Source organism: Curvibacter gracilis ATCC BAA-807 (genome assembly GCF_000518645.1).
GTDB classification, from domain to species: domain Bacteria; phylum Pseudomonadota; class Gammaproteobacteria; order Burkholderiales; family Burkholderiaceae_C; genus Curvibacter; species Curvibacter gracilis.
This window is the reverse complement of the sequence record NZ_JADZ01000012.1, coordinates 122,429-136,647: the sequence shown is the minus strand read 5'-3', so window position 1 is coordinate 136,647 and position 14,219 is coordinate 122,429. Positions and strand designations below refer to the sequence as shown.

Below are 14,219 nucleotides of genomic sequence, written 5' to 3'. Positions count from 1 at the left end.
AGGCAGGTCGATCAGAAGGTGTGGCGGATGCCGAACTCGTAGCCGGTGCTGCTGCCGCCGGCGCGGGTCACGCCCTGACCCAGATCGAAGGCGGTGCCGTTGTTCTTGTTGCTGATGCGGGCGTAGTGGCCGTACACCGCCGTGCGCTTGGACAGGTTGTGCACATAGCCCAGGGCCAGGTGGTTGGCGTCGTTGGCCACGCCCTTGGCGCTCAGGGTCGAGTAGGCCACGCGGATCTGGCCGGCGCCCACCGGCACATGGGCACCGATCAGCTTGGTGCTGGTCTTGGTGGTGGCGGTCACGTTCTCACCCCACAGCGCCATGGCCTTGACCGGGCCGAAATCGTAGCTGGCCCCCAGGTTGTTCTGCTTGTAGTTGCCGATGGCCACGTTCTGGGTGCGTGTGGTGGCCACCGCGATGTTGAACGGCCCCTGCTCATAGCCCAGGCGCAGGCCGGTCACGTTGCCGTCATCGCTCTTGGCGCCGGCGGTGGAGGGGTTGTTGCCGAAGGCCATCATGGCCTGACCATAGAAGCCGCCCAGCTTGGGCAGGAAGTAACCCACCGAGTTGGAGGCGCGCACATGGGTGATGCGGGCCGCGCTGGGCACGGGGTAGAACAGGAAGCCGGTCGAGCCGATGCCGTTGGTGCCGAAGGGGCTGAAGACCGAGAGGTTCCAGAAGCCGGGCGTGTAGTCGCGGCCCAGGCGCAGTTCGCCCAGTTGGTTGCTCAGGCTGACGGTGGAACGGCGACCGAACACCAGGCCACCGCTGCCGGCCGAACCACCGGGCTGGTTGGTGGTGCTGGTGGTGCCGGCCGAGCCGTCGGTGGGGTTGAGACCGGCCTCAAGCCAGAAGCCGGCCTTCAGGCCGCCACCGAGGTCTTCGGTGCCGCGAAAGCCGAGGCGGCTGGACAGGTTGCCGTCGGTGTTGGCCTTGCTGACGGAGCCATTGCCGTCGCTGTTCACACGCAGGTAGCCGGAGTCCAGCAGGCCGAAGATCTCGACCGATTGGGCGCTGACGCCGGTGGTGGCCAACAGGCCGGCGGCCGCCAGGGCCAGGGAAGTCTTGTTCATGTCAAATGTCTCCTATGGGGCGATGCGTCTTGGAGGACTGCCGGCCGATCGTAGAAATCGCAGCTGTCAATCGGCTGTCGAAGCGCGCCGCCCGCTCTGTTTATGATCTGCGCCCGACCCAGGCGAACCTGGCCAGCCCCTCCACCGGTGCCCGCATGCAACTCCTGCTGATCGAAGACGACCGCTCCATGCAGACCGCCTTGCAGCGCGCCCTGTCGCGGCATGGCATCGAGGTCGGCATCTGTGCCGACGGGGCAGCCGCCCTGGATGTCTGGCTGCAGCGCCAACCCGATGTGGTGGTGCTGGACCTGAGCCTGCCGGGGCTGGACGGCCTGCACGTGCTGGAGCGCGCCCGCCGCGCCGGCCTGCGCACCCCGGTGCTGATCCTGACCGCCCGCGGCACGGTGGGCGACCGCGTGATCGGCCTCAACAGCGGGGCCGACGACTACCTGGCCAAACCCTTCGACCTGGACGAACTCGAGGCCCGGCTGCGCGCCCTGTACCGCCGCGTGCAGCCGGTGGACACCAGCGCCCCCCCCAGCCGCCAGCGCCTGGGCGACCTGGAGTTCGACAAGGAGAACGGCGCCTTCTACCTGGGTGACGAGGTGCTGGACCTGACCCCGCGCGAGCTCACCCTGCTGCAAGCCCTGATGAGCCGGCCTGGCCATGCGGTCAGCAAGGAGCGGCTGTTCGCGCTGGTGTTCCCGGGCGACGACTCGGTGCAACTCGAGGCCGTCGAAGTGGTGGTGTACCGGCTGCGCAAGAAGCTCAGCCAGGCCCAGGTCAGCCTGATGACCCTGCGTGGCCTGGGCTACCTGCTGAAGGCCGCCCCGTGAGCCCGGCACACACCGCCCCGCCCCCTGGGCGACGCCTGTCCCTGCGTCGCTACCTGCTGCTGGGCCTGCTGCTGCCGATCGGCGTGTATGTGCTGATCAACAGCCTCATCCTCTACGTCGACACCCGGCAGGCGGTGCAGACGGCCTACGACCGCACCCTGCTGGCCTCGGCCAAATCCATCGGCGAGCTGCTCACCGTGGAGGGCTACGACGCCCAGGCCCGGCTGCAGGTGAGCGTGCCCCACGCGGCGCTGGAGGCCTTCGAGACCGATCTGCGCAGCCGCATGTACTACCGGGTGTCTGACATGAACGGCGAATGGGTGGGCGGCTTCGAGGCCCTGCCCCCCTGGCCCGGCAAGGGCCTGCCACCCAGCCCCTACTCGGCCCTGGTGCATTTCTACGACGACTTCTACCGGGGCGACCCGGTGCGGGTGGCGGTGCTGCTGCAGCCCGTGGTCAGCGAACATGGTCGGGGCATGGCCATGGTGCAGGTGGCCGAGACCCTGGGCCTGCGCCAGACCCTGGTGGGCGACATCCTGATCGCCTCGCTGCTGCGCCAGGGCGTGCTGGTGGCCGGGGTCATCGTGATCGTCATCGCCGTGGTGCAGCGCGCCACCCGCCCGGTGCGCCGCATCAGCGCCGAGCTGCAGCAGCGCCCCGAGGGCGAGCTGACCCACATCAGCGCCCCCGACGCGCCGCGCGAGCTGCTGCCCCTGATCGACGCCACCAACCAGCTCATGGGGCGGCTGCAGAACCTGCTGGACCACCAGAAGCGCTTTGTGCGCGACACCTCGCACCAGCTGCGCACCCCGCTGGCGGTGCTCAAGGTGCAGGTGCAGTCGGCCCTGCGCGGTGACGTCGACCCGCAGACCGCCCTGCTGGAGATCAACGCCACCGTGGAACGCGCCACCCAGTTGGCCAACCAGATGCTGGCCCTGGCCAAGGTGGAGCAACTGCGCCAGCAGACCGACACCCTGCCGCTGGACCTGGCCCAGGTGGTGCGCGAGGTGGCACTGGACCTGTCGCCCCTGGTGGCAGAGCGCAACCTCGACTTTGAGCTGCAGGACCAGCCGCTCACCGTGCTCGCCCACGCCTGGATGCTGCGCGAGCTGGTGCGCAACCTGCTGCACAACGCCATCCGCCACAGCCCAGCCGGCGGCCGCCTGCAGATCACCCTGCAGTTGGAGGACGACCAGGCGGTGCTGACCGTGAGCGACCAGGGCCCCGGCATCGACAGCACCCAGCGCGAGCGCCTGTTCCAGCCCTTCTGGACCGGAGATGTGCCGGGCAGCTCGGGCCTGGGCCTGACCATCTGCCACGAGATCGTGCGCGCCCTGGGCGGGCGCATCGCCCTGCTGAACCGGCTGGATGACCAGGTGGGTGGGCGCGTAAGGGGACTGGACGCCTGCGTGCGGCTACCGCTGGTCTAGCCGGTCGGTGCAAGCGGGCCAGAAAGCCAACACCAAAGCACCAACCTCGCTTGAGCGAGCCGAGGGCTCCAGCCTCCCAGTCGGCCTGGGCCTCATTTTCATTGAGCAGTGCACGCCCACCCATGAATCTCGAGCCAGCAGGGTTCGCCACCTCGCGGACAGAAACTATGCCGGATCAAATCTGTTTCATGGCAACCGGATGATGCCCTCAGCAACAAGCCAATGAAATTGGTCGCATGCGAAGTGCACTTTCATTTTCTCCGGCTGATTTTCAGCCTATTTCATTGCGTCATGCCTAACATAGAACATGGTTCTATTGACGATGCAAACGCGCCCCATAAGATCTGAAATGGGCCACAAAAACACAATCCATGCCCACTTGGCATTTCATTTTCAAACACACCGACAACCCAAACCATTCTGAACGCAAAAATGAACCGAACCGCCCCAAAAAATATCGCCTATTTTTTCACAGGCTTGATGCTGACATTGAGCAGCCTATTCTCTTTGTCTGCCCATGCTGATGCACCACTTCCGGCAGCCGTAGGGAACTATGCGGGGCAAAGTACATTTGTTTACAATAGCAATAATGGTCCGTTGAGTTCTGCCTCCTTAAAAATGTCGCTGAACTTCAATCCTGACTACAGCTGGAGTTTCACGACAGACAGTGGTTGTGCGGCAAATGGAAACACATACAGCGGCATCGTGACCAGTGGCAGCTTAGCCAGCTTGAACTATGTTTATGTTGGCAACGCTACTGTATTGCTGTCGAACTGCGTTGCCGCGCTGGGCATGGCCGATACCTATTTTTCCGGTCAAATGACCGTCACAGTGGTCAATGGTGTGGCGAGCACGGGCTTTCACGTCAACTCGAGCTCCTCTCTACACCAGATTTATACCCCCGGCAATCTCACCTATACAGGTGGCATCAACGCAACGCCGGCGACCCTGATCCCCCGCACCGGTACCTGGTGGAATCCCAGCGAAGGTGGGCGTGGCTACCTGCTTCAAGTCAGCAACGACAACAAGAATCTGGCATTTGCCATTTATGGCTATGACGCCAATGGCAACCCGAATTGGATGCAGGCCGTGGGCACGTTGACCAACGGATCATTCACTGGTGCACTGCAACTCTATGGTGGTGGCCAGACCTTGACGGGAAGCTACCATGCGGCACAACTGGTGAATGCCAATGTGGGCACGGTTCAAATCAAATTTTCAGATTCTTACAACGCAACATTGACACTCCCAAACGGCCGAGCCATTCCGATCAGCTATTTCGGGTTTTGAAAAAATCCCAGGCTGCCAGGGCTCGTGGTTTGGCCAAGGCAACCGCCACACCGGCGCAACGCTGGGCATGGCCTGCAACTGATTCGCCAGCCGGTCATCAAAAGACCCTCGTCTTTGTGATGAGCCTCTGAACACCCGAACGAACATCCCGTTCATCGAAGCAAAACCAGCCACCCCGAATAGATCAGACACACAAATAACCGGTTTTTGCAAAAGACACAAGCACCATTGATGCTGCTATCGCTAACCCAGCGGCAGAGTGCTCAGGTAAGATATTCCGGGTCGGAGCCGAAGCACGAAAAGTGCTTGGCCAAAGAATAATCAGGAAAGACAACAGGGATCGAGTTCATGAGAAATTTTTTGTGGCTGTTGGCACTGAGCGTGCTGCTCAGTGCCTGTGGCGGTGGGGGCAACTCACCGATGGGCAGTTTCAGCACACGATCAGGACAACCTGAGATTGTGGAAACCACAGCCAGCAGCACCAGCGGTTACAGCGTGCCCCAAACAGGTGTGTGGTGGAATCCGTCGGCCAGCGGTTCAGGTTACGGCGTGGATGTACAAGGATCCCAACTGAGCCTGACGCTGTACATGTATGAGACCAGTGGACGGGCCATCTGGTATGCGGGCATACTGAGCCAGCAAACCGACGGTAGCTATAGCGGCAGTATCAGCAGCTATGCGGGCGGGCAATCACTCGGTGGTACCTACCAGGCACCCACCGCCAACACCACCATCGGTTCGGCTTGGCTGGGCTTCACAAGCGCCACGCAAGGAACCTTGACGGTCACCCCCTCGGGCTCCAGCACCGCGGTCAGCGTGCCGCTGCAACGCTATGGATTTCAAAACAACACGCTTGGTGCGGCCAGCAGCCTGCTTCAAAACGGTGTTTGGTGGGCCCCAGATCAAAGCGGACGCGGCTACTTCATTGAAGCGCAAGGCAATCTGGTGTCGATCGGCAGCTACATGTACGACACCTCAGGCCAGCCGGTGTGGTACACCGCCCTGGCCACGCTCAATGGAAGCAGTGCCAGCGGCCTGCTTTACCAGTACGGCAATGGACAAACCCTGACTGGGAGCTATCGTTCACCCAGCGTCGTCAACACGTTCGGCGCGGGAATGACCTTTACCGCGACCTCGGCCACCACAGGCAACCTGACCTTGCCGAACGGTAGCGTCATTGCGCTCAAACGTTTTGTCTTTTCGAGTTCGGCGGCATCAGGCGTCTCGGGCGTGAGCATCACGGCCACCCCAACGACCGCCTATGTGGGGCAGTCCATCAACCTGACGGGCGTTGCCTATGACGCCAGCAACCTGGCGATGACCTATCAATGGAATTTTGGTGATGGCACCACGGGCTCAGGAGCCAATGTGACCCACACCTACACGACGCCAGGCACCTACACGGTCAGTTTGACGGTGCGAGACAGCGCCGGCGCCTCAGCCAGTTCAAGCACTGCCTTGAGCGTTTTGGCGAGCAGCAGTGGCAACAGCCTGACCGTGGATTGCTCTGGCATCAATTGCGGCGCACAAAGCCCGAGCCTTTACAGCGGCAGCGGGGTCGGGGCCTGGAAATTTGTCAACACCAATTCGACACCCGCCCTGCTCAACATCAACATTGCGGGCGTGCAGGCAGGGCAGAAAGCAACCTTGGTGTTTGCCAATACGGGCGTTACGACGGCTGCACAGAGCCCATCGACAGGCACCCTGGCCAGTCCGGTGGCCGCGAACAGCGGAGAATCCACGGCACTGCGCTCAACTGAGTCGCTTGGAGATTCATCCACGGAGGCTTCGGCACACGACAGACTGCTCATCAGAAATCGTCAAGCCGCTGATTTTCTTCTGTCTGTTCCAAAACGTTCGATGAGCGATCTGGACGCCAAATTGGGTACCGGCGCCCCCAACCCCACACCAGGCTTGGGAACCGTTCGTGTCTGGAACGACCTTTACAACAGCCCGACCGCCCCCGTGCCCTACGCCACATCGGTGGCCGCAACATGCGTCTTGCCCTCGGGTCGAAGCATTGTTTTTTGGGTCGACCCCAACGCCAGTATTTCAGGCAAGGTCACCAGCACAGACTTGGGCATCATGCAGGCCTCCGTCTGTGGCCCATCGGGCGGTTTCGACCGTTTGAACCAACTGCTCGGGGATGTCTGGGGCTCAGCAGCGGCGCCTTACGCCGGCTACCTCATCCAAGACGGAAGCGCCCTGCAGGACATCCATGTTGTCATTGTCAATGTTCCGAGCAGCACCGGATGGGCGGGGTATTTTTCGACCATAAGCGCCTACCTGCCCACCACTGCGTCTTGGGCTGTCAATTCAAATCAAGCTTTGGCGTTTTTCGTCAACGCCAACACCGTCAAGAACAATCGCCCCTACGCCGTCTCGACGCTCCTGCATGAGGCGACCCACATGACGAACTTTTACCAACGCTTGGTCAAACGCGGCTCGTACCACGATACCTGGCTAGAAGAGAGCTCGGCCATGATGACCGAGGACATCGTTGGCCCGGTCGTGAACGCGGGCTACAACTCGGCGGTTTCCAGCCGAATCCCCGGCTACCTTTCGACGGGCGGGGGAGTCTCGTACATCAATTGGCCAAACTTGTCGGCAGGCAACTACAGCATCGGCGGCAGCTTCGGTGCCTATCTAACCCGCCGCTATGGACTGTCCATTTACCAACAGCTGATCACCTCTTGCAACGACGGCACGACCATTGTGAACGGCAGCTACTACTGCCTCGACAACTTGATCAAGGCGAATGGTGGGCTGGGTTATGCGGACGAATTTGCGCATTTCGGTGCAGCCATGTTTGCCGCCCTGCCGCTGTCAAAAGCCCTGGACCGTTACAGTCTGCCAGCCAGGACGGATGCTGGGTACACGTTTGCGGCCATCGATGTCTCACTCACTTCAGGCTACATGCCCTTGCAGCCCACCGCCATCGGCGCCTCCGGCTTCACGGCGACCAGCCACTACTACACGATGGACACCATCGGGCCCGGTAAGACCAGCTATGTTCGCAACAATGTCAGCGTGCCTGCGGGCAGCACCCTGTTGCTGGTCATCCGCTGAAGCCCAGAGGGCAAACTGCGTGAGGTGTGGCCTGTGTCGAGCTTCGTCTCGAGGCAAAATCACGCCATGAGCGAACTTGCCTCCCTGCGGCTGGACAAATGGCTTTGGTCCGCCCGCTTCTACAAGACCCGCAGCCTGGCGGTGGAAGAGATCGGCAAAGGCCGGGTCTCGGTGAATGGCGCCAATGCCAAGCCCTCGCGCGAGCTGCGCTGCGGCGACACCGTGGAATTGCGCCAGGGCCCCATCCACCGCACGGTGGTGGTGCTGGGCCTGAGCGCCCAGCGTGGCCCGGCCCCGGTGGCCCAGCAGCTGTACCAGGAAACCCCCGAGAGCATTGCCACACGCGAACAGGCCCAGGAGCAGCGCCGCCTGGCCCCCGAGCCCGCAGCCAGCCTGCAGGAAGGCCGCCCCACCAAGCGCGACCGGCGCCAGATCGAGGCCAACCGCGACTGGAACGAGCGCTGGTCGGCGTCGATCTGAGGCCTGCGTGTGTCCGACTCGGGCTCAGGGCCGGCGGATCGCCACCTGCTGCTGCGCCCAGTAGCCCGACTTGAGCCGGTCCAGCCGCACCTGCCCCCCGGTGGAGGGCGCATGCACAAAGCGCCCCTCGCCCACATAGATGCCGGCATGCGAGGGTGCCCCGCCCTTCGAGAACAACACCAGATCGCCGGTGCGCAAGGCCTCGATCGGCACCGCATGGCCCCAGCCCTGCAGCTGCGCCACCGTGCGCGGCGCCGGCAGGCCGGCCTGCAGGCCATACACATGGCGGATCAGGCCGCTGCAGTCAAAACCCGAATCAGGCGTGTTGCCGCCGTAGCGGTACGGGGTGCCCACCAGACCCAGGGCATAGACGGTGACGGCCTGGCTCTGCTCTTCGGACAATGCGGCCGGCACCGCCAGCGCGGGCTGAGGGTCGGCGGCCTGGCGCGGCGGGGCGCTGGAGCAGCCGGCCAGCAAGAGCCAGGGCAGCGCAAGAACGAAAACCCCGCAGGCACGCGGAAGTCGAGGGTGGCGAAGGTTCATGGTGGGTATCGGGTCACGGGCAAAGGGCGGCGGGCAAGCCCCCAGGCCCAGCCCGAATACTAGCCGCCCGCGCCCGGTTTGCCAGCCCCCCGCAGGGTGTCCAGCCGCTGCAGCAGGGCTTGCGGCAACTCGTCGCGGGTCTGCACCGCACCCGCGTAGACCTGGCCCTGGTGGCCATCCAGCGACAAGGTGTCGCCCTCGTGCAGGGTCAAGGGCCCCAGCTGGATGCGGCGCGCCGCCAGGTCGATCTGCAGCGTCTCACACCCCACCAGGCACACCTTGCCCATCTGGCGCGCCACCACGGCGGCGTGCGAGGTGCGGGCGCCGCGCTGGGTCAGCAGGCCCCCGGCCAGCTCCAGGGTGGCGATGTCGCTGGTCTCGGCGTCACGCCGCACCAGCACCACCGGCCGGCCCTGCGCCACCAGGCTGCGCGCGGCGGCTTCATCCAGCGCCAGCGCGCCGCTGACCACGCCCGGGCTGGCGCTGGCGGCCAGCGCCGCGGGCGCCAGGGCCTGGCCATCGGCGGCCAGCACCCGGCGTTGGCTCAACTGCTCGGGGCCCAGGCCGGCGGTGCGCCGCAGTGCCTCTTCGGCACTGATCAGCCCCTGGTCGAGCATGTCCAGCGCGATGCGGGCGGTGGCGTAGGCCGAACGCTTGCCGCTGCGGGTCTGCAGCAGGTAGAGGGTGCCCTCCTGCACGGTGAACTCGAAATCCTGCATGTCGCCCAGCTGCTGCTCCAGCGTGTGGGTGGCCTGCACCAGCTGCGCCCAACAATCGGGCAGCACGTTGGCCAGGGCCTCATGGCCCTGTGCGCTGCGCCGGCCCGAGACCACGTCTTCGCCCTGGGCGTTGAACAGAAAGTCCACCCAGGGCTCAGGCTCGCCACTGGACGGGTCGCGGGTGAAGCCCACCCCCGCCCCCGAGCGCCCCCCGGCATTGCCGAACACCATGGCCTGCACCGTGACCGCCGTGCCCAAGGTGTCGGGCAAGCGGTGCAGGCGCCGGTATTCCACGGCCTTGGGCGCCTGCCACGAGGCCAGCACGGCGGCAATGGCCTCGGCCAGTTGCTGGCGCGGGTCCTGCGGAAAAGGGCGGCCTGCGGCCTGGGCAAAAGCCTTCAGGTGCTGCCGGGTCAGCTCGCGCAGCTCGGCAAAGTCGAGGTCACGCTCATCACGTTGCGCCCCCAGGCCTGCAGCCGGGGCCTCGAACAGCGCGGCATCCAGCCCCGCCACCACCTCGCCGTAGCTGGCCACCAGGCGGCGGTAGGCGTCCCACACCAGGCGGGGTTGACCGGTCAGGCGCAACAGGCCGGGCACGGTGGCATCACACAGGCCGATGTTGAGCAGGGTCTCCATCATGCCGGGCATGGACACCGGCGCCCCGGATCGCACCGACAGCAGCAGCGGGCGCCGCGCATCGCCAAATTGCAGCGGGCTGGCCAGGCCGGCCTGCAGGGCCCTCAGGCCGGGCTCCCAGGTGGCGGGCAGGCTGGCGCGGAGGCGCCGCTCGGGGTCGGCGCACCAGGCCGTGCCCAGCACAAAGGCCGGTGGCACGGGCAGGTCCAGGGCGGCCATGCGGGCCAGGTTCCAGGCCTTGAAGCCCATGCGCTCGGCACTGGGCGCTGGGCTCGGGGCAGGCCCGCCGCAGCCGATCAGGAACAGCTCGTCATCAGCGCTCATGCCTGCACCCCGGACTGGTTGAAGGCCAGCTCGCGCAAGCCATAGCCGGCGGCCAGCAGGCGGTCGGAGGCCAGCTCCAGGGTCTGGGCCAGGTCGTTGGCCAGCATCAGCGAGGCGGCATCCTGCAGCTCGGCCAGCAGCACATGGCGCGCCTGCCGCAGCAGATCGTCGCAGCGGCGCTCAGCGTGCAGCACGGCCCAGGAGGCGGTCAGGAACTCGTCCTGGTCCTGGCGCTCGCTGTCGCTGCCCAGGTTGCGGGCGATGGCCAGGGCCTTCACGTGGTCCTGCGTGGCCTGCTGCACCACCTGGGCCAGGGCCGACAAGGCCTGGCGCACCTCGCGGTTCCAGCCCTTCTGGTGGTGGTCGGCCATCAGGCTGATGAGAAAGGCGGCTTCTTCGAGCGCATCGGCCACGTCGTCGCTCAGCACCAGCAGGCGCGACACCGCCTGCCAGCGCGGCTGGCGTTCGGCCTGCTCGCGCGCCTGCATCACCAGCTGGTCGGCCTGGCGCTCCCAGGTCTTGGCCCGGGCCGCCAGTTCGGCCGCCTGCGCTTGCAGCCCGTCGCGGCCATGGCCCAGGGCATCGCTGACCGCCTGGGCCAGGGTCTGGCAGTAGGCGGCGTGCTCGTCGAGCAGGTCGAAGCCGGCGCTGCGGCGCTGCATCTGGCGCGCCAGCAGCAAGCGGGCCTCGTCGGCCACCAGCGAGGGGCTTTGGCCATGCAACAGGGCCTCTGTGGCCAGGCGCATCACGTCGAGCAAAAAGGCGCTGGCCTGATCCGGGCCCAGCACCTCGTCCAGCCGGTCGCCCAGGCGGAAGGCGCCCTCGCCCACCGTCTGCATGGCGCCAAAAATCAGGCGCTCGCCACCGGCACGCAGCCAGGCCATGTGGCCCAGCTCCTGCTCGGCAGCAGCGCGCAGCAGCAGCTCGGCCGCCGGCTTGCTGACGAAATTCAGCAGCCGCTTGCGCGCCCGGTTCCAGTCGATCAGGAACACGATGCGGGCCCCCAGGCCCTCCAGCGTGGCTTGCAAGTGGGTCAGGTCGGCACAGGCAAAGGTGGCGGTGCCCACGGTGTAGGCCTGGCCCTGGTTGAGCTGGGCCTCGGTGCGGCTCTCCACCACCGACCAGTTGGCCCCCAGCGGCGCCAGCAGGGCCTGGAAGAAGCTGAAGCGGCGCAGGTGCAGGTCGGAGTAGGTGAGCGTGATCGTCAGCTCCTGCACCTGGATCACCAGCACATGGGCATCGTTGGTGCCGATGTCGTTCTGCAGCAGCAGGTGGGCGCCGTCGCGGGTGGCCGCGGTCTCCAGGCCGGGGTGATCGAACTTGAGCGGGGCCGTGCGGCGCAGGCCGCGCATGAAGGCCTGCACCAGGGGGCGGTCGGCCTCGTCCAGTTGCCACACATGGGCGCCGGCAATCAGCTCGCTGGCCACCTGGGGCACCAGCTGATTGATGGCCTTGTGCAGGTCCATCACCAGCAGGTGCAGGCTGTCGTCGCCGGGCCCGCCCTGGCGCTGGCCGTGGGTGAGGCTGCGCAGCTGCATCGCGTCCAGGCGCACGCCCTGCAAGGCGGCCAGAGTGTCGAGCCAGTGCTGTATGCGCGCGGGCTGCTCCGGGTCGGCCAGGGCCAGCACCGGTCGCGCCATCAGGCCCAGGTCTTCGCGCAGGGCGTCGCGCAGGCGCTCCAGCTCGGGCAGCATCAATTGCCCGTCCACACGGCTGGCCCCGCCGGGCAGGTCGAGCAGCCAGGTCTCGCTGCCCAGGCCAGCCGCCGCCAGTTCGCGGCTCAAGTCCAGCGCCGGCTCACGCGGGTGCTCGGCATGCTGGCTGGCCGCCTGCAGGGTCGAGAGGTAGAACTTGAGCCGGTCGTTGGCCGCCAGTGCCGCCTTGACCCACACCGGCAGCAACAGACGCTGCTGCCCCAACGATGCCACCGCCAATGTCTTGTCCATGCGTTTCCTTGATCCCGGCTCAGGCCGATCCATGCCAATGCAGCCCAGTCTGGGCAGCGCGCATGACGGATCCATGAAACCGGCCCGTGCCAGACTTGCGTCAGATCAAGGCGGCCGCAGGATCAGCCTGGCGGCAGCACGGTCAGCCACGGCCAGCGCGCCCGGTAGCTGGCCGCCTTGGCGGCAAACAGGGCCGGCTGGGCCCAACGCGGGTTGAGGCGCAGGCGCCCGGCCGCCAGGTCGTGCAGGCCGTCGGGGGCGTACAGTTCGCCGTCAGCAAGGCTCAGCCCCACGCAAGTGCAGGCGATCAGGTAGCGGTCGATGCCCTCGCGGCAATCGCGCAGGCGCGGGTAGCTCAGCCCGAAGCGTTGCGGGTACCACAGGTGCACCCGGGCCTGGTTGCGCACCTCCACCGTCACGCCCAGGTCGGCCACCACGGCCTGCACACGCTGGATCACGGCGTCTTCGGCCTGCCAGGACAGGTCGTTGTCGTCGAAATAGAACACGTCGTAATCTGCAAGAGCCTGTTCACGATCTCGCATGGGCCGCGTTGAAGCGCAATCGGGATGAGTGGGTGGCCTGGATGCGCCGCATGGGCTCGTGCCCATGCAAGCAGCTAGGGCGCCCAATCGCCCGATTTCGCTCCAACCCTTCGGGCAGTGGCCTTTTCGGGCGGTCTGCGGCGTTGCGGCGCTTGTCGATAGGCGGGCTATCGACGGCGCACCGCGCCTTGCATCCCATCCCGAAAAGACCGCTGCGCGACCCATGGGAGATCGTGAACAGGCTCTTTGACCCCATCCCGGTGCACGCCCGCTGTGCGCATTCCACACCGCCTGGAACAGGCAGCCCGCCGTGAGGTGGCCCTGGGGCAGGTCAAGGGCCGGCAGGCGGCGCATCAGCTCGGCATTGACCGGGTTGGCGAGGGCCAGCGCCACCAGGCGGGCGGGGTCGAGCAGGGAATCGGGTGCAGCAGGCATGGCAGGGGCTTCAGGTCGGGCGAGCCATCATGCACCAGATCAGGGCCCGGGTTCAGGCACGGCAAATGCTAGGGTTTCTACTGAGTTTTTCACGCATTCCGGCGACAATAGGCGGCTTGATGCCGTGACCCCCACAAGGGGCCTGGCGCCTCCCCTGCGTGCACTGTCCACCCGATAGCTGCTGATCCGACCCTGCCATGACACCCTCATCGTCGACCTCTCACCTGGCGCCTGGCGCCCTGCCCACCGGCTCGCCCGCCCTATCTTCCGCACCGCTGCGCCACGGTGCCTTCGAAGACGCCCAGGCCCTGTTTGCGGGCACGCTGTTCGTGGCCATGGCGCTGATGCTGTTCAACCAGGCGGGCCTGCTGATCGGCGGCACGGCGGGCATCAGCTTCTTGCTGCACTACGCCACCGGCCTGTCTTTCGGCAAGCTGTTCTTCGTGGTGAACCTGCCCTTCTACTGGTTTGCCTGGACCCGCATGGGCCGGGAGTTCACGCTCAAGACCTTTGGCTCGGTGGCCCTGCTGTCGCTGCTGACCGAGCTGTTCCCCCACGTGATGCGGGTCGACTACCTGCACCCGCTGTTCGCCGCGGTGCTGGGCGGGTTGCTGCTGGGCACCGGCTGCCTGTTTCTGGCCCGCCACAAGTCCAGCCTCGGTGGGGCCACCATCGTGGCCTTGCATGCCCAGCAACGCTACGGCCTGCGCGCCGGCAAGGTGCAGTTGGCGATCGATTGCAGCGTGCTGCTGGCGGCCCTGTGGGTGGTGCCGCTGGAGCGCGTGGCCTACTCGGTGCTGGCCGCGGTGGTGATGGGCGTGTTTTTGTGGATCAGCCACCGCCCCGGGCGCTACGCCGGGGGCTGATGGGGTCCGGCAGGCCCGGGCTGTTTCAGG

At 65.8% G+C, this 14,219-nt stretch carries 11 protein-coding genes; 6 read left to right on the top strand and 5 right to left on the bottom strand.

Annotated elements, in window-relative coordinates; genetic code table 11:
* Positions 1 to 11: 11 nt before the first annotated feature.
* Positions 12 to 1,073, bottom strand: coding sequence for a porin (locus tag L880_RS0110320; protein ID WP_027475616.1), 1,062 nt, complete (start codon positions 1,071 to 1,073; stop codon positions 12 to 14).
* A gap of 155 nt (positions 1,074 to 1,228) precedes the next feature.
* Between L880_RS0110320 and L880_RS0110315 the strand changes: the two genes are divergently transcribed.
* From L880_RS0110315 to L880_RS0110295, 5 genes are all read left to right on the top strand, one after another.
* Positions 1,229 to 1,909 (top strand): response regulator transcription factor, encoded by a 681-nt coding sequence (locus tag L880_RS0110315; protein ID WP_043329184.1) that lies wholly within the window; start codon positions 1,229 to 1,231, stop codon positions 1,907 to 1,909.
* Positions 1,906 to 3,339: a sensor histidine kinase gene (locus L880_RS0110310; RefSeq protein WP_043329141.1), complete on the top strand. Its 1,434-nt coding sequence runs from the start codon at positions 1,906 to 1,908 to the stop codon at positions 3,337 to 3,339. The genes L880_RS0110315 and L880_RS0110310 overlap by 4 nt, the downstream gene beginning before the upstream one ends.
* A gap of 432 nt (positions 3,340 to 3,771) precedes the next feature.
* On the top strand, positions 3,772 to 4,629 hold the full coding sequence (locus tag L880_RS35590) for a hypothetical protein (protein ID WP_157462776.1): 858 nt from the start codon (positions 3,772 to 3,774) through the stop codon (positions 4,627 to 4,629).
* A gap of 348 nt (positions 4,630 to 4,977) precedes the next feature.
* Entirely contained in the window at positions 4,978 to 7,698 is a 2,721-nt protein-coding gene (locus L880_RS36650) for a M30 family zinc metallopeptidase (RefSeq protein WP_084461211.1), read from the top strand.
* A gap of 66 nt (positions 7,699 to 7,764) precedes the next feature.
* Positions 7,765 to 8,178, top strand: a complete 414-nt coding sequence (locus L880_RS0110295) for an RNA-binding S4 domain-containing protein (protein ID WP_027475611.1) — start codon at positions 7,765 to 7,767, stop codon at positions 8,176 to 8,178.
* 24 nt (positions 8,179 to 8,202) lie between these two features.
* Here the strand turns inward: L880_RS0110295 and L880_RS0110290 are convergent, their stop codons facing one another.
* The 4 genes from L880_RS0110290 to L880_RS32150 all read right to left on the bottom strand — a co-directional run bounded on the left by L880_RS0110290 (position 8,203) and on the right by L880_RS32150 (position 12,888).
* Positions 8,203 to 8,721: a C40 family peptidase gene (locus L880_RS0110290; protein WP_027475610.1), complete on the bottom strand. Its 519-nt coding sequence runs from the start codon at positions 8,719 to 8,721 to the stop codon at positions 8,203 to 8,205.
* 59 nt (positions 8,722 to 8,780) lie between these two features.
* Entirely contained in the window at positions 8,781 to 10,400 is a 1,620-nt protein-coding gene (locus tag L880_RS0110285; protein WP_027475609.1) for a PEP/pyruvate-binding domain-containing protein, read from the bottom strand.
* Positions 10,397 to 12,346, bottom strand: a complete 1,950-nt coding sequence (locus tag L880_RS0110280) for a DUF47 family protein (protein WP_027475608.1) — start codon at positions 12,344 to 12,346, stop codon at positions 10,397 to 10,399. The genes L880_RS0110285 and L880_RS0110280 overlap by 4 nt, the downstream gene beginning before the upstream one ends.
* Before the next feature lie 122 nt (positions 12,347 to 12,468).
* Positions 12,469 to 12,888: a nucleotidyltransferase family protein gene (locus tag L880_RS32150; protein WP_245615065.1), complete on the bottom strand. Its 420-nt coding sequence runs from the start codon at positions 12,886 to 12,888 to the stop codon at positions 12,469 to 12,471.
* Between the two features lie 632 nt (positions 12,889 to 13,520).
* Here L880_RS32150 and L880_RS0110270 point away from each other — a divergent pair.
* On the top strand, positions 13,521 to 14,189 hold the full coding sequence (locus tag L880_RS0110270; protein ID WP_027475606.1) for a YitT family protein: 669 nt from the start codon (positions 13,521 to 13,523) through the stop codon (positions 14,187 to 14,189).
* Positions 14,190 to 14,219 lie beyond the last annotated feature (30 nt).

Bases quoted from the DNA above. Each gene is read 5' to 3' on its own strand.
- L880_RS32150 (WP_245615065.1), bottom strand. From the start codon at position 12,888: ATGCGAGATCGTGAACAGGCTCTTGCAGATTACGACGTGTTCTATTTC.
- L880_RS0110280 (WP_027475608.1), bottom strand. From the start codon at position 12,346: ATGGACAAGACATTGGCGGTGGCATCGTTGGGGCAGCAGCGTCTGTTG.
- L880_RS0110315 (WP_043329184.1), top strand. From the start codon at position 1,229: ATGCAACTCCTGCTGATCGAAGACGACCGCTCCATGCAGACCGCCTTG.
- L880_RS35590 (WP_157462776.1), top strand. From the start codon at position 3,772: ATGAACCGAACCGCCCCAAAAAATATCGCCTATTTTTTCACAGGCTTG.
- L880_RS0110270 (WP_027475606.1), top strand. From the start codon at position 13,521: ATGACACCCTCATCGTCGACCTCTCACCTGGCGCCTGGCGCCCTGCCC.
- L880_RS0110285 (WP_027475609.1), bottom strand. From the start codon at position 10,400: ATGAGCGCTGATGACGAGCTGTTCCTGATCGGCTGCGGCGGGCCTGCC.
- L880_RS0110295 (WP_027475611.1), top strand. From the start codon at position 7,765: ATGAGCGAACTTGCCTCCCTGCGGCTGGACAAATGGCTTTGGTCCGCC.
- L880_RS36650 (WP_084461211.1), top strand. From the start codon at position 4,978: ATGAGAAATTTTTTGTGGCTGTTGGCACTGAGCGTGCTGCTCAGTGCC.
- L880_RS0110320 (WP_027475616.1), bottom strand. From the start codon at position 1,073: ATGAACAAGACTTCCCTGGCCCTGGCGGCCGCCGGCCTGTTGGCCACC.
- L880_RS0110290 (WP_027475610.1), bottom strand. From the start codon at position 8,721: ATGAACCTTCGCCACCCTCGACTTCCGCGTGCCTGCGGGGTTTTCGTT.